Below are 24,965 nucleotides of genomic sequence, written 5' to 3' on the forward strand. Positions count from 1 at the left end.
AAATAAAAATCGGTATAAGAACAGGAATCCTTCACTTCTATAACGTACTCTAAGTCTTACTCATGTTGAAAAAAGATTTTTAAATTAATATTCCAAAGGAATTAGTAATTTTAAAATAACTTTTTTCAAATTCGTAAGACTAAGAGTACGTAAATGTCGTTCAAAGATTCCTTAATCTTATACGATTTTTATTTGATGGCAAAATGCATACTTTATGTAATAAATAAAACTCAAACTTGCTATACTGAAACAATAAGTATCTAGAGCCTGTGAAGTAAATATCTATATAGTATTAGGAATCATTAAAAAAATTAATAATTTAAAAGAAAAGCTTTCTGCTGAGGCAGAAAGCTTTTAAGTTAGTTATTTTTCCTTAAGGGAAAATTTATTTTACTGTAAACTGTTAATTGTCAACTGTAAACTGTAAAAGGTCTTCGTAGTATAAAGTTTCCTTTTCTAATAAAAGATTAGAAAGCTGATGTAGAGATTCTTTATTTTCTAAAAGTAAGATTTTAGTTTTATTGTATAGTGAATCAATAATGTTTTTACATTCTAGAAGTATATCTTTTTGATTTAAATCTTTTAAACTTGATAATTCATCTAAGGATAACAATCCTAAAGTTTCTCCCATACCATATTTAGTTATTATATTAAAAATCATATGTGAACATTTTTGAAGATCATTATATGCACCAGTAGTTATATGATCTTGACCAAATATGATTTCTTCAGCTGCTCTTCCTCCTAATAGTACCATAATTCTTTTATACAAATAATCTTTGCTTTGGTACATGGTATCTTCAGGAATACTCAATGTGTAACCACCAGCACCTTTTGTACTTGGAATAATTGTTATTTTTGAAATCTTTTCTTCAGGAAGTACTTTTAAAGAAGTAAGAGCATGTCCAATTTCATGATATGCAGTAATTTTTTTATCTTTATCTTTTATAAAATCTCTATTTATTTTTTCATGACCAGCTAGAACAATAGAAAAAGCTTTGTCTAGGTGTCCATCTGTTATTTGTGGGCTATTGTTTTTACATGCTAAAATTGCAGCTTCGTTTATTAAGTTTTCAATTTTTGCCCCAGAGAAGTATGCTGTTTTTTGTGCCCATTCAGTGATATTAATATTATTATGAGGTTTGTTATCTAAATGAAGTTCCATAATTTTTTTCCGAGCTGATACATCTGGCAGAGATACTTCAATATGTCTATCAAATCTACCAGGTCGTAAAAGTGCATTGTCTAGAATGTCAAGTCTGTTAGTAGCAGCAATTACTACTATACCATGATCTTCGTTAAAACCTGACATTGCAGTTAAAAGAGCGTTTAAAGTTTGATCTCTTTCATCAGAACCTCCTGTGCCTGAATTGCTTCTTTTCTTTCCTATAGCATCTATTTCATCTATAAAAATAACTGCTTTACCATATGATTTTGCTTTTTTAAATAGATTTCTTATCCTACCAGCTCCGACACCTACATATACTTGTACAAAATCAGATCCAGAAACAGCAAAGAAAGGTACATCTGCTTCACCAGCAATGGCTTTAGCAAGTAAGGTTTTACCAGTACCAGGATCACCATAGAGAATTATTCCTTTTGGTATTCTAGCACCATATTTATTGTATTTCTCAGGGTTTTTAAGAAAGTCTACAACATCTTTTACACTTTCCTTAGCTTCTTCATTACCAGCCATGTCTTTAAAGGAATAGTTTACATTTTCAGTTGGAGAAACGTCTAAAGAAGACATTGAGAATAAGCCTTTGCTTGTAGTTTTAGAAGACTTTAAAAGCATAACAGAAATTAATGCTATTGATGTTAATAACCCTAATGAAGGGATTAAAGATTTAACATCTACAAGAGAGCTTTCTGAAACTTTAACTCCAGATTTTAGAAGATTTTCTTTGAAGTCAATATTTCGTGGGTTATCTGTTGAATAAATTGTTCCATCTTTTAGTTTTACTTTAATAGTTGGAGAATTAGTATCGTATACTTTTTCAATTCTGTTATTAGATAAATCTTTGATAAAATCAATATATAATTTTTCGTTTGATGTATTAAATGGAGATTTAAAGTATATCAAAGATGCTAGTGAAAGTATCGCTACTAATATTGGAATAATAATGAACTTATTTTTTCTTTTATTCACTAATATCATCCTTTCTAATTCAAAATTATTTAATTTGATTTTAAAAGCTATTTTTTAAAACTCTTCTTTGTCGAAATATGTCGAACAAGAATATTATATAAGAATTTTTATGTTAAGTCTAATTATAATCATAATATTTGGTAAAGTAATTAATGGGAAAAATGACAAGTTGAGAAAAGTGACAAGGGACAAAGGGCAAGTGATAAGTGATAAGTTTAGAGTGAAAAGATAAAGATAAGAGAAAAAAGACATGAGATAGTAAAGTGAAAAGATAAGGAAAAAAGAACAAAGAAAAAAGGCAAAAGATAAAGAAAAAGAATAGAGAATAGAGGATAGTGGACAGGGATTTGAAGAATGTAGTATTATAATAAAAGGATGTCGACTACATAAAATAGGGGGAGGGTTATTAGTGAAAATTTCAAGCGTAAATATTGATATAACTTCACAAGATTTATTAAGTATATTAAAAGAGGTAATTAGTGAATTTGTTCCTGTAAAGGGGATACATATAAGAAATGTGGATATAGATAAATTTATAACAATAACAGGAAAATATGATGGGAAAATTAAAATTTCTTTTAAAGCATGTATAGAGGTATTTGAAGTTGAAAATAATATTGTAAAATTAAAAATTAGACAAATAACTTTAGGAAAATTTAAGATATTTAAATTTATAAAAAACTTTACATTGAAAAAAGCTTTAGGAGAGTATAGAACGTATGGTATTTCCTGTGATAAAGATTTAATTTTTGTTGATATAAATAGGCTTTGTGGATACATTCCAAAGGTACAATTTAATATTTTATCCATTAATGTAAATAAGGGTTTAAAAGTGGAAGTTGAAAATGTAAATATAACTTTGAGGGATAAGATTGAAATTGAAGATGAAAAAGTTATGGATAGTAAATATGAATTGAAAGTGAAGAAAAAAATAGATTCTTATACTAATTTTAGAAAAGATATGATTGAAAAGGTTCCTGATAAGTATGAAAAGGTAGCTAAGTATGCATTGATTGTTCCAGATATAGCAGCTTTACTTTTTAGACTTTTTAAAGATAAAAGAGTAGATGTTACTAAAAAGATTTTAGTAGGAAGCATTATTGGATATTTAGCTTTACCTATAGATATATTACCGGATTTTATACCTTTTATAGGGAAAATTGATGATGTAGCTATAGCATTTTTTGGATTAAATATGATAATTAATGATATTCCTGAGAATGTTATTCTTGAAAATTGGCAGGGAGAAGATAATATAATTTTAACAGTTAAAGAAGCTGTTTTATTCCTTACTGATCTTTTAGGAGGACAAAAAGTTTCTAAATTATTTAATATATTAAAAAATGAACGAAAAGGTGTTAGTAAGGACGGTGGTAATGGTGAAGGAGCTGCAAACATTTAGTAATAAATTTGAGTATTATGATTATTTTAGAGATAAATTACAGTCTAATAATATAAAAGTAAGTGATTATAAAAAGATTAATTATGGATTACAATTTAAGGTTGAAATAAATAATCAAACTGAATTAGTAAGAATATATGAAAGTAAGAAAAAAGGTATAAAAAATGATTTTTCACAAGTAAAAAGTGAAGAAAATAAGAAGTTAATTTTAAGTATATTAAGTGGTAGTATACCTTTAAAGACACAAGATGAAATAGAACAATCACAGGATAAAAAAGAATTGAAAAGTGATAGTGTATTAGAAAATTTTGATGAAGATGAAAAAGCTCTCATAGGTACAGATGAATCAGGAAAAGGAGATTTTTTTGGACCATTGGTTGTTGCAGCAGTTTATGCTGATGAGAATACACAAAAAATACTTAGAGTTTTAGGAGTGGATGACAGTAAAAAATTAAATGATAATCGTATAATAGTATTAGCAGATGAAATAAAAAAATTGTGCAAGTATTCTGTTGTATGTATTGGAAATGAGAAATACAATGAGTTGTATAAAAAAATAGGGAATTTAAATAAGCTATTGGCATGGGGACATGCTAGAGTAATTGAAAATGTATTAGAGGAAGTTGAATGTAAAAATGCCCTTTCGGATCAATTTGGTAATCCCAAATTAATAGAAAATGCATTGATGAAAAAAGGGAGAAAAATTAATTTGGATCAGAGACCTAGAGCAGAAGAAAATGTTGTTGTTGCTGCTGCAAGTATTTTAGCTAGAGCTGAATTTGTTAAAAAAATAAAAAGTATGTGTATAAAATATGGATTAGAATTTACAAAAGGGGTTTCAAATAAAACTATTTTAGTTGGAAAAATGTTTGTACAAAAGTATGGAAAAGATAGATTAAAGGAAGTATCTAAATTACATTTTAAAACTACAGATAAATTGATTTAATTTAATATATATAATTAAAGATTTATTGTTTAATTTATAAAAAAATTGCACATCCTATAATTATAAAATATTAAATGAAATTTTAGCTATATTTGTGAGAAAGATAGTCATTTAATTAAAAAAGGAGTGTGTAATATGCGTAGAAAATTAATGAATGGAGTAACAGTTGGAGCAGTTATGGGAATGGCTGCAGGAATATTGGTTGCATCTAATATGAATAGAAATACTAGAAAAAGAATAAAAAAAACAGGTAAAAGGGTAAGAAATGTAGCAGAAGATTTTTACGATAATATGTCTGGTTATGTTAGATAAATTATTAAGATAAAATAAAAAGGATTGAAATAATTAATATTTTTTTAATCCTTTTTATTTTTTTGTATTTTTTAAAATATTATTAATCATATTTTGCAGTATATTAAGAAAATATGTTATAATAATAAAAAATTAATAATTTTTTTGGAAAAATTCAATTTTTTACATATGGTGAGGAAGAGTGGGTATGGAGATATTATCTTTAGGTGAAAAAATAAAAAGAAAAAGAAAAGAAATGGGAATGACATTAAAGGATTTAGCAGGAGATAGAATTACTCCAGGTCAAATAAGTTTAGTTGAGTCTAGTAAGTCTAATCCAAGTATGGATTTATTAGAATATTTGGCGGGTAAACTAAATACTTCTGTTGAATATCTTATGGAAACAGAAGAGACTCAGGCGCAAAAGATTTGTCTATATTATGAAAATATAGCTGAATCATACATTGTAAATGGAAATTTGATTCTAGGAGAGCAAAATATTGAAAAAGGGTTGTATTATGCTGAAAAATATAATTTAGAATATAGAAAAGCAAAAATTTTGTATTTGAGGGCATATATACATATGTTAAAGGAGGAGGATGTTTTAGCACAACAATTTTTTCTTTCCGCTAATGTAATATTTATAAAAAATAATTGTTATGAAGAAGTAGTTAAAACTTTTCTAAAATTAGGAAGGATAACGATCAAGTTAAAAGCATATCATTCTGCTGGAAGTTATTTTCAACAAGCAGAAAAGGTTTATATGGATAATAACATTGGTAATGATTTTTTGATTGGAGAAATATATTATTATATAGCTGCTACACATTTGAAATTAGATAATCATGAAAAAGCTATTAATTACACTTATTTAGCAAAAGAAAAATTTGAACAGATAGATGATAAAGAACAGTATGCTAAGACATTATTACTTTTATGTGAAGAATTTGAGAAAAATGGAAATATAGAAAATGCAATAAGATATTCAAAGAAAACATTAGATGTGTTTAGAAAAATTGATAATGCAGTTTATATTTCTCAAATAGAAAATAACATGGGAAAACTTTTTAGTGAATTTGACAATATGGAAGAGTCATTTATGCATTTAAATAAAGCAAAGGAAATAAGAGAAAAAAATAATGATAATAAATTAATTGAAACATTAATAGATATATGTGAAAATTTTATTAAAACAAAAGATATTGAAAGAGCAAAGCAGATTTTAGATGAAATATATGATAAAATTCAAAATCAAAGCATTAATTTTTCAAATAAGAAGGATTTAATAAAATATTATCTAATTAAATATAAGGTAGATAAAATGGAAAGTAATATGGTAGAAGCTGAAAATTCACTTGTAGTAGCTTTAGACACAGCAAAAGAAATGGAATTTGAAAAGCAAGCAGGTGAAATATGTGTTATCTTAGGAAAATTTTATATAGATATTGGGTTAGAAGAGAAAGCTTCCATATACCTAAGTGAAGGAGTAGAATTTTTTAAAGACTTAGGTATCATTAAAGATTTTTAGTTAATGGATAGGTGAGTTATATGGAAATATTAAGTAAAGGGGAAAAAATAAAAAGGGCTAGAATATACAAAGGCTTAACTTTAAAAGAGGTATGTGGTGATAAAATTTCTGTATCTAAGCTTAGTTGTATAGAAAATGATAAAATAGAACCAGATAGTGATCTTTTAGGTTATGTTGCAGAAAAGCTGGAGTTGGATATTGAATATTTGAAACAAGATGTAAAATGCCAATTACAAAGAAATATTGATATGATAAAAGAGAATAAGCAAAATGAAGATTATGAAAAAATGATAAAGTATAATTTTAAATATGCTAGTGAAAATAAATATGATGACATGGCATTTCAATTATTACATTTGCTTTTTAATTATTATATTAATATTGACAAATTAGAAAAAGCTCAGATTATTACTACAGAGTATTATGCTCTATGTGAAAAAGTGTATAAGTTAAAAAATCAAATAACATATTATATGGATATGGCAAAGTATTGTTATGCAAATAAAGAATATAGTCAAGCTGCTAATTATTATGACAATGTTAGAAAGAGTTTATTAAGTAATAAAGAAATTACAGAAGAAAAATTAGTTTCTGCAACGTATAATGAATCAGCATGTTATATTATGCTTAAAGATTATAATAAAGCTTATAAAATAGCTAATGATCTAATAGAAGTAATAAAATATGTAGATGATAATTTAAAAAAAGCAGAAATATATCATATGTTAGCATTACTTTCTCTGAGAATGGATACTAATAATTTTGAAAAATATGAAAGAGATTCATATGAACTGTATAAGGGTTATGATGATAGTAAAGCGAGAGCTATTTTTAATTATGCTGTAGCTATGTTTGATAAAGGATATAATGATAAAGCATTAAGTTATATAAAAAAATCGCTAAAATGCTTTCCTAAATATAATAAAATAGATTTGGTTAAATTTATGCTTTTGGTATTAGATGAGCTTTTACAGAATGAAGAAATAGATTATGCACGAGAAATAAGCGATGAAGTTTTGAACTATTCAATAGAGGTTGATAATATTAAGTTTATAGAAAAATCATATTACTATAAGTCTATTATACTTATGAAAAATAAAGAGTATTTTCAGGCAGAAATGTATATGAATTTATCCTTAGATTCTCTTATGAAATTTGGAAATAGTTATCAAATATATAATAGGTATTTAGAAATAGGAAATATGTATCACAATATGCAGAATACTTCTGAGTCATTAAAATATTTTAATTTAGCTATTAAAATGGAAAAAAGCATTTAACGTATAAAGTACAAAGTATAAAGTATAAAGTTCAGATGATGAAAATTTTCTGAAGCAAAGCTTCGGAAAATTTTAAAATGAACTTTTTATTTTCTACTTTGTATTTTTATTTTTGTTCTGAAAAAGCAACTTTCGCAGGTGAAAAACAGTCGCTACGGGAAATGATATCTTGCTCAGAAACCATTTAATTTAGTGACAAGTTACAAGTGACAAGTTAAGGATGTTTTTCTTACAGAAAAACTTTTATTAAATAATAGTAATAAAATAAGGAAATTTTATCTTTAAGAAAAATAACTAATTAAAAACTTTCTGCATTAGCAGAAAGGTGTCCATAACTGTCCACTGTCAATTGTTAACTGTCAACTCATAAAATGACTTTGTTCAAATGTTTCTTACGCAATATATCATTTCCCTTCGTTATGCAATGTTTTTTTATTGCGAAAGTTGAGTTAATAATTAAGGCTAATATAATTAATTACAGGTAAAAAAGATTAATTAGTAGATATTTTTTTAGAAAAAACTCGTTATTGCTTTATTTTTTGAAGCTATTTAGACTTTGACTTTCTTTGACTTTTATATTAATATAATGGTATATTAGTTGTGGGTTTGAGGAAATAATTTGAAAGAGGTGAAAGTTTATGGATATAGATAAATTAACTTTGAAAGTACAACAAGCAATAAATGAAGCTCAACTTATAGCAGTAAAATATAATCATCAACAAATAGATGGGATTCATCTTTTTATGGCATTAATATCTCAAGATGATGGATTGATTCCAAATATTTTTAGTAAAATGGGAGTAAATATAAGAAATTTAAAAGATGATACTCATAATATACTTGATAGAATGCCTAAAGTAATGGGAGAAGGTGCTCAATCATCTGCTGTTTATGCCACTAGAAGATTTGAAGAATTGTTTGTTAAGGCAGAGAATATAGCTAAGGATTTTAAGGATTCTTATATAAGTGTTGAGCATGTAATGCTAGCTATGTTTGATGTATGTAAAAATAATGAGGTAAGTAAAATATTAAATAAATACAATATAAGTAAAAAAGATTTTTTAACAGTATTATCACAAGTTAGAGGTAATCAAAGGGTAAACACAAATGATCCAGAGGGAACATATGATGCACTTATTAAATACGGAAGAAATTTAGTTGAAGAAGCTAAAAAACATAAACTAGATCCTGTAATTGGAAGAGATGAGGAAATAAGAAGAGTTGTAAGAATACTTTCAAGAAGAACTAAAAATAATCCAGTACTTATTGGGGAACCTGGAGTTGGTAAAACAGCAATCGTTGAAGGTTTAGCAGAAAGAATTGTAAGAGGCGATATTCCAGAAGGGTTAAAGGATAAAATAATTTTTTCTTTAGATATGGGTGCACTTATTGCAGGTGCAAAATTTAGAGGAGAGTTTGAAGAAAGGCTTAAGGCTGTATTAAAGGAAGTACAAAATAGTGATGGAAGAATAATATTATTTATAGATGAAATCCATACTATAGTAGGTGCAGGTAAAACAGAAGGATCAATGGATGCAGGTAATCTTATAAAACCAATGCTTGCTAGAGGAGAACTACATTGTATTGGTGCAACTACTTTTGATGAATACAGAAAATATATAGAAAAAGATAAAGCATTAGAGAGAAGATTTCAACCTGTAATTGTAAGTGAACCTAATATAGAAGACTCTATATCTATATTAAGAGGCTTAAGAGAGAGATTTGAAATACATCATGGTGTAAGAATACATGATTCAGCTATTGTTAGTGCAGTAAAGATGTCAGATAGATATATAAGCGATAGATTTTTACCAGATAAAGCCATAGATTTAATTGATGAAGCTGGTGCTATGATAAGAACTGAAATAGATAGTTTACCTACTGAGTTAGATAATGTGAAAAGAAAAATATTTCAACTTGAAACAGAAAAAGAAGCATTACTTAGAGAAAAAGATGAAGCTTCTCAAAAAAGATTGAAGACATTAGAGAAAGAACTAAGTAATTTGAAAGAAAAGGATGCAGAAATGTCTGCAAAATATGAAAAAGAAAAATCTCAAATAATAGATATAAGAAATTTAAAACAAAGATTAGATGATGCAAGAGGCGAAATAGAAAAAGCTGAAAGAGAAGCTGATTTAAATAAGGTAGCAGAACTTAAATATGGAGCTATACCACAAATTGAAGATAAAATTAAAGAAAAAGAGCAGCTTATAAAAGAAAACTCACAGAATGCATTATTAAAAGAAGAAGTTACAGAATCAGAAATATCAGAAATAGTTTCAAAATGGACTAGGATTCCAGTATCAAAACTTGTAGAAACTGAGAGACAAAAACTCATAAGACTTGAAGAAGAACTTTCAAAGAGAGTAATAGGACAACAAGAAGCAGTTGAGTCTGTTTCTAATGCAGTATTAAGAGCTAGAGCTGGACTTAAAGATGAAAAAAGACCAATAGGATCTTTCATATTTCTTGGACCTACTGGTGTAGGTAAAACTGAATTGGCAAAAACACTTGCAAGGACATTATTTGATAGTGAAGATAATATCATAAGAATTGATATGTCAGAGTATATGGAAAAATATTCAGTTTCTAGATTGATAGGAGCTCCTCCAGGATATGTAGGATATGAAGAAGGAGGACAATTAACAGAGGCTGTAAGACGTAAGCCATATAGTGTAATTTTATTTGATGAAATTGAAAAGGCACATGATGATGTATTTAATATATTTCTTCAAATTTTAGATGATGGAAGGCTTACAGATAATAAAGGAAAAACAGTTGATTTTAAAAATACTATTATCATAATGACTTCAAACATTGGAAGTAGTTATTTACTTGAAAATACAAGTAAAAATGCAATTGACGAAGATATAAGAAAAAATGTAAAGGAATCTATGAAAGCAAGATTTAAACCAGAGTTTTTAAATAGATTAGATGATATAATTATGTTTAAGCCTTTAGGAAATGAGGATATTGGAAAAATAATAGATATATTCTTGAAAGATATAAAAGAAAGATTACAAGAAAGAAGTATAGAACTTACAGTTACAGATAGAGCTAAAGAGTTAATGGCTAAAGAAGGTTATGATCCTATATATGGTGCAAGACCTCTTAGAAGATATATAGAAGGTACTTTAGAGACTAAAATAGCTAAGGAAATTATAAAGGGCAATGTAAAAGAAAGGGATACAATCATATTTGATAGTGATGGAGAAAAATTCACCATTGATAAAAATTAGAAGTAGGACTTATAAAATAGCACTTATATAGTTAAGTGCTGTTTTTTATATGATTAGCATATATGTTTATTGAAAATGTATACATGTATTATTATAGAAAAATTGCATGTATAAAAATAAAAAAAATCAAAAAATTTTATGATTTATCGCAATAAAGTGTTGACAAAGATAAAAATCATATATATAATACATAATAAATATTAACAACAGCGATATAATAAAAGTAAAGACGGAGAGAAAAATACCATGATTTTAGTTACAGAGAGCTAGTAGTTGGTGAAAATTAGCACTAAAATGAGTATATAATGATCACTCCAGAGCTGCTGAGTTGAACGTTTTTCTAGTAGATGAAGCCGGTAGTCACCGTTATATGACTTAGAGTTCGAATAGATTATATTAATTTATTCCGACTTGATTGATGAGGCAATTTAAACGAATTGTGAAGTAGGGTGGTACCACGAAGAATACAATCTTTCGTCCCTATGAATAGTATATTCATAGAGATGAAAGATTTTTTTATTATAGTTAAATAATTTCCGGAGATTGTTTAATTATAATAAAGGACTAATACCAATAATTATTTTTAACTAATGAAAAATAAAAAGGAGAGGGCTATTTATGAAAAGAGATAATTTTGGATCGAGAATGGGGACATTAGCAGCAGCGGCAGGTTCAGCAATTGGCTTGGGTAATATATGGAAATTTCCATACATTACAGGTGAAAACGGTGGGGCAGCATTTATATTAGTATATCTGGGGTGTATCATTTTAGTAGGATTACCTGTAATGCTTGCTGAATTTTCATTAGGTAGAAAAACACAAAAAAATGCAGTTGGTGCATTTAAGGAATTGGCACCTAAAAAACCTTGGTATTTAGCAGGAATGTTATCCGTTTCTACAGCATTTATTATTTTGTCATTTTATGCAATGATAGCAGGTTGGGTATTTTCATATATTGTAAGAGCTGCTACAGGACAATTAAATAGTGTAGCACCAGAAAAATTAAATGATTACTTTGGAAGTGTAGTTTCAAATGGTGCATTACCTGTATTTTTCACATTTCTTGTAATAGCAGTAACAGCACTTATTGTAATATTTGGGGTAAAAAATGGTATAGAGAAATGTAGTAAAATATTAATGCCTGTTTTATTAATGATTTTAGTTGCACTTATGATTAGATCAGTAACTTTAGATGGAGCATCAAAAGGGTTAGAATTTTTATTTAAACCTGATTTTTCACACTTAACTAAAAAAGGAATTTTAGAAGCATTGGGGCATTCTTTTTATTCTCTTAGTTTAGGTATGGGTATAATTATGACTTATGGTAGTTATGTAAATAAAGAGGAAAATCTTTTATCTTTAGCAGTTCAAGTAACTGTTGCAGATACATTAATTGCTTTAATGGCAGGTGTAGTTATTTTTCCAGCAGTTTTTGCATATGGTTTAAAACCAGATCAAGGAGCAGGTTTAATATTTGTTACTCTTCCAGCAGTATTTAAATCTATGCCATTTGGAGTTTTCTTTGAAACTTTATTTTTCTTATTAATTGGAATTGCAGCTATAACTTCAACTATATCTTTGATGGAAGTTGTTGTTGCATGTGTTACAGAGCAATTTAAGATTAATAGAAAAAAAGCTACTTTATTTGTAGCATTAGCATTATTTGCTTTATCAATTCCAAGTACATTATCTTTTGGACCATGGGCTAACGTAAAAGTATTTGGAAAAACTTTTTTCGACTTATTTGACTTTTTAACATCAAATATATTCTTACCAGTAGGTGGAATATTAGTAACTGTATTTGCTGCATGGGTTTGGGGTGTTAAGAATGTAGTAAAAGAAGTTACTAGTGATGGATTACATGAATTTAAAGCAAAAGGTTTATTTGCAATAGGTGTGAAATTTGTAGCACCAATAGGAATTGGGGTAATATTTATAAATTCTATTGGGGTAATGAAAAAATTGCAAGCTATGGGATTAAGCAGTACAGGAGCTTTTGGATTAATATTAGGAGTATTTGTGTTAATTTCATTTATAATATGGAGAATCAAATGTAGAACATATAGAATTGAAGAATAATAAAAACTTAATTGGGGGCTATTTTTAATAGAGAACGCAAAAAAGGTTGCTGCAGTAAAATGCAGCAACCTTTTATTTTTTTTCGTTTTCTCGTTTTATAATAAATTCTTTTGCTTTCTTTTCTAAAACATTATTTAATTCAGGAAAATTGAAGGTTTTATATTTATTTTCTAAGGCAGTATATAATAGTCTATCAGCTAGTTCAGGGTTTTTGGAAAGTAATGATCCATGGAAATATGTACAAAATGTATTTTTGTATATACATCCTTCATAACCATCTTCACCATTATTACCATAACCAACTTTAACTTTTCCAAGAGGTTTTAAGCTTTTTCCTATATAAGTTCTTCCAGAATGATTCTCAAAACCCACATAAGTTTCTTTGAATGAGTCATTATAAATAACAGTATTACCTATAAAACGCTTATTTCCACCTTTTGTGTAAATATCTAAAATACCTAAGCCTTTTAATTTTTCTCCAGTAGGGGTAGTGTAGTATTTACCAAGTAACTGATATCCACCACAGATAGATAAAAATACTTTACCACTTTCTATATAATTTTGTATACCATCTTTTTTTGTATTTAATAGGTCTTTAGATACTATAGATTGTTCATAATCTTGACCACCACCGAAAAATACAATGTCATATTTCCCTTCTTCAAAATTATCCCCTATAGATACATCATGTATATTAATTTTAATTCCTCTTTTTTCTGCTCTATGTTTTAATATTAATATATTTCCCATATCACCATAAACATTTAATAAATCGGGATATAAGTGGCATATATTTAATTCCATATGTTTCACCTCGCATATTTGTATAATAAAGTTGTAAAGATATTAAATAATGTTACCATAAATTTTCGATATATCCTTTAGAATAAAGGAATTTTCTAAATTCTAACATTGCTGTGTAAGTTGTAAGAACATAAGTAGTTTCGCTATTAGAACTTTTTATTTGATCAACTACTCTTTCGTAGTTTTCACATAAATTAAATTTGGATTCATCAAGTTCAGCAATTTTAAGTCTTATAGCCATATCATAAAGTCTCACACCAGAAATAATTATATTACCTATATTTAAAGATGTTAATTTTTCAAAATTGACGTCCCATATCCAAGACACATCTCTACCATCAGCATAGTTATCATTTAATAAAAATGTCATATCTATTATTTTTTTATTAAGTGTTATTGTATTTATTGCTTCATCATATCCAGCTGGATTTTTTACTAGTATTATTTTTATATTTTTTCCTTCTATGTTTATAGTTTCTTGCCTTCCAAAGCTACTTTTTTGATTTCCTAAAGATTCTCTCATTATAGAATCATTTATATCAAATTCTTTACATATAGAATAAGCACAAAGAGCATTATAAATATTATAAGTTCCAGGCTGATTAATAGAAAATTCTTTTTTATTTATTAAAACTGTAGAACAAGATTCAGTTAAATCTATAATTTTATTCATAGTGTATTTTAAATTAGGTCTCTTATATCCACATTGGTCACAATAATAATCACCAAGATGATTATATGTGACAAAATTATATTTATAAGGAGCTTTACACTTTTTACAAAATTTTGCATCAGCATTTACTCCGATTTTATTAGTATTTGTAGGAGATGTTCCAAAACCATAATATACTAAAGGATTTTTTATATCTAAATCACCAAGTAGTGATTCATCACCATTTAATACTAATTTTGAAGTAGGTGTTAGTTTTATTCCTTCTAATATTTTATTTAATGTAGTATATACCTCGCCATATCTATCTAGCTGATCTCTAAAAAGATTAGTGATAGTTATTATTTCTGGTTTTACGTGTTTAGTTATAAATTTTACGTTTGCCTCATCTACTTCTATTACTGCAAATTTATTTTTAGAAGGAGTATTAAAAGAGAAATTATCAACAAAACAAGCAACTACTCCTGGAAGCATATTTGCACCAGTATTATTAGTTATTACATTTTTACCACTCTTTTTTAGTATATTATAAATCATACTTGTAGTTGTTGTTTTACCATTTGTTCCTGTAACAATAATGATTTTATAATTTTTTGTAATGGTTTTGAGAATATTTTTATCTATTTTTAATGCTATTTTTCCTGGAAAATTACTTCCTCCTTTAAATAAGGTTTTTGATAATTTAAGTACTATTTTTGAAGTAATTATACTAATAAAAGATTTTATGTTAATCTTAGACACCCCTTTACTTTAGTTTGTTGATTTTACAGGAACGAAATTATTTTTAATGCTATTTTTATAAGTAGGAGATAATCTTCTCAATTTGTTTAATACTCTTTCTTTTTCATTTCCTTTAAGTGGTGTTGGACAGTAATCATTTATATTTGTTTTAGATGATATACTGCAAGGTATAATTTTAGTATCGTATCCTGTTAAGTCATTATTTTTAAATTTGAATTTTGTTTGGAATATAAAAGTATCTTTATCTTTTGGATTAAAGTTTCCACCAAAACAGAAGTTACCAAGACTATAACATATTATTTTATCTTTATATTTTTCAATAGTTTGAACTACATGAGGATGATGACCAATTATTAAGTCAGCACCATTGTCTATTGAAAAATGAGCAATATTTTTTTGAACATTATAAGGTTGATAATTTCTTTCTATACCCCAGTGGAAATTTATTACTATAGTACAACCTTGAGATTTTAATTCATTAATATCTGACTTTATCTTATTTAAAAAATTTTGATTATCAGACCAAGCTTGATATCCTAAAAAGCCGAATTTATGTCCTTTTATAGTTGTAACAAATTTTTCACCTTCTCCGAAAAAAGGTACATTATGATTTTTCAAAGCAGTTTTTGTGTCATCAAAACCTTTTTGAAGATAATCATGTATATGATTGTTTGATATATTTACAGCATCTATAGATGCAATAGATAGAGCTTTAGCATATTCAGGATCAGCTTTAAAATTAAAAGCTTTTGATGCTTTTTTATTAGCAGTAGTGAACGTTGTTTCTAAATTAGCAGTTGTAAAATCATCTGCTTTGAATATACTAGATACATTTTTAAAAAAGTAGGAAAAATCTTTGTTGTTTCTATCCAATACACAAGGAAGACTATTGGAATATCCAAATTTAGTATCAGTACCTAATGTACAGTCTCCTACAGAAGTAAGAAGAATTTCTGTATATGAATCTTTTTTTGCAGCTTTAGGTTTAGTTTGTGATGAAGATTTATTAGTAGTATTAGAGATATTCTTGTTGGTTTTCATTGCAACATTATTTTTTGTGTTTTTGTCTTTAGGTTGAATTTTAGTGGTGATATTGTGAAAAAATAATATAAACACAAAAATAATTAATAGTGTTACAGTAGTTGAAAATAAAAATCTTTTGAAATTTTTTAACTTTAATCTATGTTTGCGTTTGTGGTTTCTATTTGTACTCAAAATATTACCTCCTGATATTATAAAAATATACATCAGTACAATTTTATAATATTACAATATAAAAGTCTATAATGTAGCTTTTAAAAAAATTTTTTGATAAAATATTAATAAATCTAGTGTTGAGGTGAAATTAATGAAAAAAAATAGGATTATTCAAGTAGTTGCTGTTTTTTTAGCAATTATCATAAGTGGATGTGCAGTATATTTTCGTGAGCAAAAAATATTAAAAAATGATATTAAATTAGGAGAAAAATATTTTTTAGATGGAGAATATAATAAATCTATAAGTCAATATGAAAAAGTATTTCAAAAAGATAAGAAAAATCCATTATGGAATGCTAAAATAAGTGAAGTTTATTCTGTAAAGGGGGATATAAACAAATCCAAAGAATATATATCAAAAGTTAAGAAAATGAACTATAAAGAAAATGAAAATGTTATTAATTATATTGTTTTTACTGAATTTATGAATAAGGATTATGAAAAGGCTCTTAAAGATGGAGAAGACGGATTAAAACTATATCCTAAAAACAAAGATTTAATAAAGAATATGTTTAGTGTGTATATGGCTAATAATAAATTAGATGAAGCTAAAAATATAATTAAGACTTATAAAGTAGATAAGGATTCAGCTTATGATATTGCGCAATATGCTAATATGTTGATAATTTCAGGAAATAAGAAAGTGGGTTTTGAAAAATTAAAAGATGCGTATAAAATAGATAAAGATGAAATAAAAATATATGATATAATTTCTGAAATGTCTGTATATGATTTTGACGAAACACTACAAAATATTACATATCTCTCACAAAAAAATCCCAAAGATATTATATATAAAACTTGGCTTGCTAAAGTATATTCTTTAACTAAAGAAACATCTGAATCTGCATTAAAAATATTAGATGATAAAAGTATGGACAAGGAAAGTATAGAAGTTCAAATATTAAAGGCAATTAGTTATGAAAATATAGGAGAGAGTAATAAATCAAACAAGATAATGATGCAGCTTTTAGATAAATACCCTAATGACTACAGAGTATTACACATATTAGGATGGTATTTCTTGAAGAAAGGTGATACAGGAAAAGCTAAAATGTATTGTGAAAAATCTATTGATAAAAACGATAAATATTCTGATAACTATGGATATCTAATGCCAGAAATATTAAAAAAGGATAAAGATAAAAAGAATCAAAAATCTTATTTTAGAAAAGCCTTATTTTTAGAACCTTATAATTATCATTTAATGTTAAATGCAGCAGATTTTTATTGGCAAGTAGAAAATGATACAAAAAAAGCTATTCAATATTATGATTTTGCACAAATAATAAGACCTAATGAGGCTGAAATTAAATATAATATGGCTTTAATAAATTTATCTCAAAACAAAAATAAAGAAGCTATAAAAATTTTAAAAGAGTGTATTAAAATAGATGAAACAGTTCCAAAGTATTCTAGAACATTGGGTACTATATATATGATACAAGCAAATTACAAAGAGGCTATAAAAGCTATTAAAGATGCATATGATGCAGATGAAAATGATATTTTAACGCTTAATAATGCAGGTGCATATTATATAATAGGAGAGGGAGATATAGAAAAAGGATACTATAATTTATTAAAGGCTTACGAGGGATTAAAATTGAGTGATAAATATGATGAATATACTAGAAAGTCTATTACGGAAAATTATAAAAAGTCAAAAGATGTATTGACAAAATATCATAATGCAGAAGCTGCAACTATAAAAGTGCCTGACTTTGTGTTGTTTTATTAGAAACTCAACTTTTGGAGATGAAATACGGTCGCTACGGAAAATGATATCTTGCTATAAAACCTTTAACTGCATAAAGTAATTCTAAGCTCTAAAAATTTAACATTGCTAAAAACTCAAACTCGCTACACTCAAACAATGAGTTTTTTTAACGCAATGTTAAATTTTTAGATCAAGAATTACTAATTATTTGTTAAAATGGTTTTTACGCAATATATCATTTTCCTTCGCTAGACAGTATTTTTGCCTTGAGAAAGTTGGGTAATTCAACTTTGGAAGTTGAATTACGGTTGCTACGGAAAATGATATCTTGCTCAGAAACCTTTCACTTCAGTAACAAGTTCTAAGCTTTACTCATATTGAAAAAAGATTTTTTAATTAATATTCCGTAGGAATCAGTAATTTAAAAATAACTTTTTTCAAATTCGTAAAGCTAAGAACTTGTAAACTTTGTTCAAATGTTTCTTACGCAATATATCATTTTCCTTCGCTAGGTAGTATTTTTGTCTTGAGAAAGTTGGGTAATTCAACTTTGGAAGTTGAAATATGGTCGCTGCTGAAAATAATATTTTGCTTTGAAATTTTTCATTTTACAAAGTAATTCTTTGATATAAGTGTATGTATCTAGTAAATAGAACTCAGTATAATAACAGGAAGCTTTCAAAAATAATGAATAATTAACAATGTATAATTAAAAATTAAGGAAATTTTGATTTAGGGCAAAATAAATAATTATATAGTATTATAGGTAAAGCATAAAATACAAACAAGGATGTTTTTCTTTTAGAAAAACATCCTTGTTTTATTTCCTATTTTTGTACTTTGTACTTTATATTTCACATTTACTACAAGCAATATATTATGTTTTAACTGTCCACTGTTTTAAGTATAGTCTTCTTGTCTGTATTTCCCTACTATATCAGTTACAGGTGAAACCGTAGTAAATGCAGAAGGTTCTATTTCTCTTATAATACTTTTTAAAAGGCCTAGTTGATTTTTTTGAATTACGAGATATATAAATTTTTTATTAGTATTAGAATAACCACCTTTAGCTTCTAATAAAGTTACACCTCTTTGTAGTCTAATACGAATAGCATCTACTAATTCAGCATCTTTTTCACAAATGATAATGCATTGTTTAGTAGAAGAAACACCTTCTTGAATTAAATCCATTATTTTGGTTCTAGCAAAACTTAGTATAAAAGCATATAGCACGGAATTTATACCAAATACATATGCAACTAACAAATATACAAGAATATCTTCTATTAATAGTATATTAGATAATGGTAATGAAGGAATTTTATTATTGATTATTTTTGCAGATATATCAAGTCCACCTGTAGAACCTCCACCCATGAATATAAGAGCAACACCAGCTCCAAATAATATCCCACAAAATATAGATGCTAAAAGTGTATCATCAAAAGGCTTAAAATTGTAAGTATTTAAATAATCTATCATAAAGGAAGATAGAAATACTATAAAACCAGTTCTAATTGAAAACTTTTTTCCCAGCAATTTGTAACCAAAAATGAATAAAGGAATATTTATGAGAATTGTACAAAGACCTACTTTAATTCCAAATAGCTTGTTTAATGAAGTAGCTATCCCAGTTGCACCTCCAACACCTATGTTAGAAGGTATTAATATTGCTGTAATTGAAAGTGAAAATAATATACAACCTAAAATCATCATTATATATTCTTTTATAGTTTGTTTCATATAATAAACCCCCTATCTAACTTAAAAACTAATTTAATAATTCAACTTTTACAGATGAAAATGGTCGCTATGGGAAATGATATATTGTTTTTAAACTTTTTACTTTTTAAAAGATAATTAATAGTTAATAATGAATAATTAATAATTAAGGAAATTTTGCCTTAGGGCAAAATAACTAATATATAATTAAAGATTTTTGTTAAAGCAAAAATCAACCTTTATTATTCATTTTTAATTATTAATTCTTAATTGTTGTTCAAATGTTTTTTATGCAATATATTATTTTCCTTCGCTAAATAGTATTTTCTTACAGGAAAAGTTGAACTAACAACTGTCAATTGTAGTTTTGAATTTGTGTAAACGAATATATACTAGCATAAAAAATATAAAATAACAATAAAAATTCATGATTTTTTACATGCTTCTTTAAAATAATTCAATACGATACTACAATTTATAATTATTTTATATTAATATGTTAAAAAATAATACAAACCATGTAATAGTATAGCATATATATAAATAATATATCATAAAAAGACATAAATAGTATAACATTAAAACAATTAGAATACATTATTTGAAAACGTTTAATTGAAGAAATAAAGAGATTTTGTTTGTTGCAATTTAAAATATAAATATGGTAGAGTAATAGTGGAAATAGGATTAGTAGGAAATAAATTGAAAATGAGGAGGCCATACTATGAAGTTTATAGATGAATTAAAAAAACTAAACATTAAAACTAACAAGGAAATTTACAGAAATTTATCAGTAGCAGATTTAGTAGTAAAGGCTTTAGAAAGAGGAGAAGGAGTTTTATCAAATACAGGGGCATTAGTAGTTAACACAGGAAAATATACAGGAAGATCACCTAAGGATAGATTCATAGTAAAGACTAAAGATATTAAAGATAAAGTAAACTGGGGAAAAGTTAATTTACCAACGACTGAAGAGGTTTTCAATAAATTATACGATGATGTAATGAATTATTTAAGTGATAGAGATTTGTTTGTATTTGATGGTTATGTAGGAGCTATGAAAGAATATAGTCTTCCTATCAGAGTTGTAAATGAATTGGCTTCCCAAGCAGTACTTTCTACTCAGTTGTTTAGAAGAATGGATAAAGAGGAATTACAAAATCATAAACCAGAATTCACCGTAATAGCTGCTCCAGGTTTTAAATCTAGAGGTAAAGAAGATAGTGTGAATTCAGAAGCATTTGTATTAATTAATTTCGAAAGAAAAATTGTTCTTATCGGTGGAACACAATATGGAGGAGAAATTAAAAAATCTATTTTCTCTGTAATGAATTTTTTAATGCCTCAAAGAGGGGTATTCCCAATGCATTGTTCATCTAACATAGGGGAAGATGGAAAAACAGCTATATTCTTTGGATTATCAGGAACGGGAAAAACAACTTTGTCAGCTGACCCTGAAAGAATGTTAATTGGTGATGATGAACATGGTTGGTGTGATAAGGGTGTATTTAACTTCGAAGGTGGATGTTATGCAAAAACTATAAGACTTAATAAAGATAAAGAAAGAGAAATTTATAATGCATTAAAGTTTGGTGCACTTTTAGAAAATGTAGTGCTTGATGAATATAAAATACCAGATTATGATGATGGAAAGTACACTGAAAATACTAGAGGGGCTTATCCAGTAGAATATATTGAAAATGTTAAATTAGATGGAATAGGCGGACAACCTAGTACAATAGTATTTTTAACGGCTGATGCATTTGGAGTTATTCCACCAATATCTAAATTAAGCAAACAAGCTGCAATGTATCATTTTATGTCCGGGTATACTAGTAAAGTAGCTGGTACAGAGAGAGGAATTACAGAGCCAAAGGCCACTTTTTCAGCATGTTTTGGTGAGCCATTTATGCTTATGAATCCAGCTGTTTATGCAAATCTTTTAGGTGAAAAAATAGAAAAGTACAATACAGAAGTTTATTTGGTTAATACTGGTTGGATAGCTGGTGGATATGGTGTAGGTCCAAGAATGAAACTAGATTACACTAGGGCAATGATAAAAGCTGCATTAGCAGGGAAATTAAAAGATGTTGAATATGTAGAACATCCAGTATTTAAAGTTTCTGTTCCAAAAGAATGTCCAAATGTACCAAGCGAATTGTTGAACCCAAGAAATACATGGAAAAATAAAAAATTGTATGATGAAAGAGCTTTACAATTAGCAGAAAAGTTTGGTAAAAATTTTGAGAAATTTAGTAATGTACCAGAAGAAATCGTAAATGCTGGACCAGTTAAGAAAGAAGAAGCATTAGTAGGATAAGTAAAGTACAGAGGACAGATGAGAGAGGATAGAGGACAGTTGATAGTTGACAGATGAGAGAGGAAAGTTGAAAGATAAAGAAGGAAGAAAATAAATAAGGATGATTTTTGATTTTAAATTAAAGTAACATATATTGCATAACGAAAATATAAATATAAGGAATATTTATATTTTCGTTTGTTTTTTTGTATTAGAAGATACATAACAGTTTAAGGAGGATATATTGTGAGAAAAAAATGGGTTAGTGTAATTTTAGTGGTAATATTGGCTGTTGTTTTGGGAGTTACATTAAATAAAAATACCAATAAAGAGTTAAAAGAAAAAGTTTCAGTAAAGAAATGGAATAATTTTTATAATGGGAGTAATATTCACTTTTATTATCAAGCATCTGATGGTTTGAATATCGAACAGCTAGAAGAAAGTTATAGTCTAAAAAAATTAGTTAGAAATTGTAAAAGTGATTTCGAAAAAGCATTGAAAATAATGGAATGGACTGATAAAAAATTAAAATACAATAGAACAAGTATGAAAGTAAAAGGCAATGCATTGGGAATTTTAAAGGATGTTGAGAAAAGTGGTAAAAGTATTTCAGATGAAGATTATTGTAAAGTATATAATGAAGCTGCAATATCTGTAGGATTAAAATCTAGAATAGGAGAATTTAAAGTAAAGGAACCAAACAAAGAAAAAGGTATGTACAATTATTTTATTTGTGAAGTATGGAGCGACAAGTATAAAAAATGGATAATGATTGATTCACCGAATAATCATTATATTACGCATGAAGGTGTGCCTTTGAGTGCTATTGAAGTAATTGAAAAAGGTATAGATAAGATAAAAATTTTAGGAGGAAACAGTGCACAAAAATATATAAAAAATATGGAAAAGTATTTTTATTCATACACAATAGCTATAGATAACAATATATATGGAGCTAAGAAAAGTAATTCATATATAACTTATATAAAAAATGATAAAATACCTAAAATTTATATTAAAGATCAATTTATAAAACCTACAATATTTACTTATAAGAATGATTTATTTAAAATTTCACCAAATGTAAAATATAAAGATAATAAAAGTGATGAAGTAAGTACTATTATATTTTCACAGAAGAAAAGTATAGAAAATAATGATAACAGTAAAGAAAAAATTTCTCTTTATGGAGGAGCTTTTAGGAATAGTGTAATGTTAGAAAAGTATAAGGTTAGTGTGAATAGTTCAAAATGGGAAGATGTAGAAGGTTATTTTACTGTAGATTTAAAGAATGGTGAAAATGTAATCAAGATTTCACAAGATGGCAAAAAAGCTGAAAGAGAAGTTATAATAATATACAACTCCGAAGATAAGAAAAAATAAGGTGATTGTTTGTCAGGTAAAAAAAAGTCGCTGCAGGAAATGATATCTTGCTTAGAAACTATTCACTTCAGTAACAAGTTCTAAGTTTTACTCATATTGAAAAAAGATTTTTTAATTAATATTCCGTAGGAATCAGTAATTAAAAAATAACTTTTTTCAAATTCGTAAAACTAAGAACTTGTAACTTTGTTCAAATGTTTCTTACGCAATATATCATTTCCTTTCGCTAGATAGTATTTTTTAATGTCAAAGTTGAATGAAGTAGTTGTTTGCCTAAAGTGTATATAGCCAGTAAATAAAAAGGCGTATAAGAACAGTAATCCTTCACTTCCATAACGTGCTCTAATCCTTACTTATATTGAAAAAATAACTTTTTTCAAATTTGTAAGGCTAAGAGCACGTAAATGTCGTTCAAAGGTTACTGTTTTTATACCTTAATTATTCATTATTAAATTTTAATGTTTTTAAATATTAATATATAATTAATATTTTAGTTATCTAGTTGAATATAATTGTATAAATGTAATATAATTATTTAGTGAATTTTGGTATAGTAATTATGATAGAATTAAAATGTTGGAGGTAGAATTGTATGGATTTAATTTTAATAGTAAAAGCTATTATAATAGGTATAGTAGAGGGAATTACTGAATTCTTACCTATTTCATCTACAGGACATATGATAATAGCGGGACATTTCATAGATTTTAGTGGGGATTTTTCAAAATTGTTTGAAATAGTTATTCAGTTAGGAGCTATACTTGCTATAGTTGTTTTATATTGGAACAAAATATGGAATTCTCTAAAAAATCTTATGCCAGGTAAATGGGGATTTAAGCTGTGGTTTAATATAATAGTTGCTTTTATACCATCTGCAGTTGTAGGATTACTTTTTAATGACTATATACATGAACACTTATTTAGTGTTACTACTGTGGCTTGTGCTTTAGTTGTAGGTGGAATATGGATGATTTATGCTGAAAATAAACATAGAAATAATTATTCTACCAATAACATTGATGATGTAAATACTAGTCAAGCGTTTAAAATAGGATGTTTTCAATGTTTAGCTCTTTGGCCAGGAATGTCAAGGTCAGCATCTACTATAATAGGTGCATGGATTGGAGGACTTTCTACAGTTGCAGCAGCAGAATTTTCTTTTTTTCTAGCAATACCTACTATGATAGCAGCATCAGGTTATAGTCTTTTAAAGACTAAAGCAATACTTAGTTTTTCACAAATAGTAGCTTTAGGGGTAGGGTTCTTTGTATCTTTTGTAGTTGCTTTAATTGTTGTTGATAAATTCTTAGGATATTTAAAAAAGAAACCTATGAAAGTTTTTGCGGTATATAGAATAATTTTAGGTGTACTATTATTAGGATTAGGAGTAGCTAATCTATTATAAGGTTATATCAACTTTGGCAGGTGAAAAACAGTCGCTGCGGGAAATGATAT

At 26.8% G+C, this 24,965-nt stretch carries 16 protein-coding genes and 1 other annotated feature; of the genes, 11 read left to right on the forward strand and 5 right to left on the reverse strand.

Annotated features, from left to right (window positions below; translation table 11 throughout):
• Window positions 1-403 precede the first annotated feature (403 nt).
• The gene (locus ACFIJ5_RS03980; protein WP_379804077.1) at window positions 404-2,149 is read right to left on the reverse strand and encodes an ATP-dependent metallopeptidase FtsH/Yme1/Tma family protein; all 1,746 of its coding nucleotides are present in this window, start codon (window positions 2,147-2,149) and stop codon (window positions 404-406) included.
• 409 nt (window positions 2,150-2,558) lie between these two features.
• Here ACFIJ5_RS03980 and ACFIJ5_RS03985 point away from each other — a divergent pair, with 409 nt between their 5' ends.
• The 7 genes from ACFIJ5_RS03985 to ACFIJ5_RS04015 all read left to right on the forward strand — a co-directional run bounded on the left by ACFIJ5_RS03985 (window position 2,559) and on the right by ACFIJ5_RS04015 (window position 12,914).
• A complete protein-coding gene (locus ACFIJ5_RS03985; protein WP_379804080.1) occupies window positions 2,559-3,551 on the forward strand; it encodes a YkvA family protein in 993 nt (330 codons plus the stop codon).
• Window positions 3,493-4,497 carry a ribonuclease HIII gene (gene rnhC, locus ACFIJ5_RS03990; protein ID WP_379804083.1) on the forward strand — a complete coding sequence of 335 codons (1,005 nt, stop codon included), beginning with the start codon at window positions 3,493-3,495 and terminating at the stop codon, window positions 4,495-4,497. Before ACFIJ5_RS03985 ends, rnhC begins: the two co-directional genes overlap by 59 nt.
• A 135-nt stretch (window positions 4,498-4,632) precedes the next feature.
• Complete coding sequence (locus ACFIJ5_RS03995; protein ID WP_379804086.1) at window positions 4,633-4,809, forward strand: YtxH domain-containing protein; 177 nt, start codon at window positions 4,633-4,635, stop codon at window positions 4,807-4,809.
• Between the two features lie 187 nt (window positions 4,810-4,996).
• Window positions 4,997-6,316 carry a helix-turn-helix domain-containing protein gene (locus ACFIJ5_RS04000; protein WP_379804088.1) on the forward strand — a complete coding sequence of 440 codons (1,320 nt, stop codon included), beginning with the start codon at window positions 4,997-4,999 and terminating at the stop codon, window positions 6,314-6,316.
• Window positions 6,317-6,336: 20 nt separating this feature from the next.
• Window positions 6,337-7,596, forward strand: coding sequence for a helix-turn-helix domain-containing protein (locus ACFIJ5_RS04005; RefSeq protein WP_379804091.1), 1,260 nt, complete (start codon window positions 6,337-6,339; stop codon window positions 7,594-7,596).
• Window positions 7,597-8,234: 638 nt separating this feature from the next.
• The gene (gene clpB, locus ACFIJ5_RS04010; RefSeq protein ID WP_379804094.1) at window positions 8,235-10,835 is read left to right on the forward strand and encodes an ATP-dependent chaperone ClpB; all 2,601 of its coding nucleotides are present in this window, start codon (window positions 8,235-8,237) and stop codon (window positions 10,833-10,835) included.
• 217 nt (window positions 10,836-11,052) lie between these two features.
• Window positions 11,053-11,320, forward strand: a binding site (T-box leader).
• A gap of 133 nt (window positions 11,321-11,453) precedes the next feature.
• A complete protein-coding gene (locus tag ACFIJ5_RS04015) occupies window positions 11,454-12,914 on the forward strand; it encodes a sodium-dependent transporter (RefSeq protein WP_379804096.1) in 1,461 nt (486 codons plus the stop codon).
• Window positions 12,915-12,986: 72 nt separating this feature from the next.
• Here the strand turns inward: ACFIJ5_RS04015 and ACFIJ5_RS04020 are convergent, their stop codons facing one another.
• From ACFIJ5_RS04020 to ACFIJ5_RS04030, 3 genes are read right to left on the reverse strand one after another with little or no spacing between them, the layout of a single operon-like run.
• Entirely contained in the window at window positions 12,987-13,718 is a 732-nt protein-coding gene (locus tag ACFIJ5_RS04020) for a type 1 glutamine amidotransferase (protein WP_379804098.1), read from the reverse strand.
• Between the two features lie 52 nt (window positions 13,719-13,770).
• Window positions 13,771-15,129: a MurT ligase domain-containing protein gene (locus tag ACFIJ5_RS04025; protein ID WP_379804100.1), complete on the reverse strand. Its 1,359-nt coding sequence runs from the start codon at window positions 15,127-15,129 to the stop codon at window positions 13,771-13,773.
• A 9-nt stretch (window positions 15,130-15,138) separates the two neighbouring features.
• Window positions 15,139-16,344, reverse strand: coding sequence for a CapA family protein (locus tag ACFIJ5_RS04030; RefSeq protein ID WP_379804103.1), 1,206 nt, complete (start codon window positions 16,342-16,344; stop codon window positions 15,139-15,141).
• Window positions 16,345-16,477: 133 nt separating this feature from the next.
• Between ACFIJ5_RS04030 and ACFIJ5_RS04035 the strand changes: the two genes are divergently transcribed.
• Window positions 16,478-18,127 carry a tetratricopeptide repeat protein gene (locus ACFIJ5_RS04035; protein WP_379804105.1) on the forward strand — a complete coding sequence of 550 codons (1,650 nt, stop codon included), beginning with the start codon at window positions 16,478-16,480 and terminating at the stop codon, window positions 18,125-18,127.
• Between the two features lie 879 nt (window positions 18,128-19,006).
• On the opposite strand, the gene ACFIJ5_RS04040 is transcribed toward ACFIJ5_RS04035, so the two are convergent.
• Window positions 19,007-19,849, reverse strand: a complete 843-nt coding sequence (locus ACFIJ5_RS04040; protein WP_379804107.1) for a YitT family protein — start codon at window positions 19,847-19,849, stop codon at window positions 19,007-19,009.
• Window positions 19,850-20,552: 703 nt separating this feature from the next.
• On the opposite strand from ACFIJ5_RS04040, the gene pckA reads away from it, so the two are divergent.
• From pckA to ACFIJ5_RS04055, 3 genes are all read left to right on the forward strand, one after another.
• Window positions 20,553-22,148, forward strand: coding sequence for a phosphoenolpyruvate carboxykinase (ATP) (pckA, locus tag ACFIJ5_RS04045; protein ID WP_379804109.1), 1,596 nt, complete (start codon window positions 20,553-20,555; stop codon window positions 22,146-22,148).
• Window positions 22,149-22,373: 225 nt separating this feature from the next.
• Window positions 22,374-23,510 (forward strand): transglutaminase domain-containing protein, encoded by a 1,137-nt coding sequence (locus ACFIJ5_RS04050; RefSeq protein WP_379804111.1) that lies wholly within the window; start codon window positions 22,374-22,376, stop codon window positions 23,508-23,510.
• Between the two features lie 592 nt (window positions 23,511-24,102).
• On the forward strand, window positions 24,103-24,915 hold the full coding sequence (locus ACFIJ5_RS04055; protein ID WP_379804114.1) for an undecaprenyl-diphosphate phosphatase: 813 nt from the start codon (window positions 24,103-24,105) through the stop codon (window positions 24,913-24,915).
• Window positions 24,916-24,965 lie beyond the last annotated feature (50 nt).

This window comes from Haloimpatiens myeolchijeotgali (assembly GCF_042688525.2).
Taxonomy (GTDB): domain Bacteria; phylum Bacillota; class Clostridia; order Clostridiales; family Clostridiaceae; genus Haloimpatiens.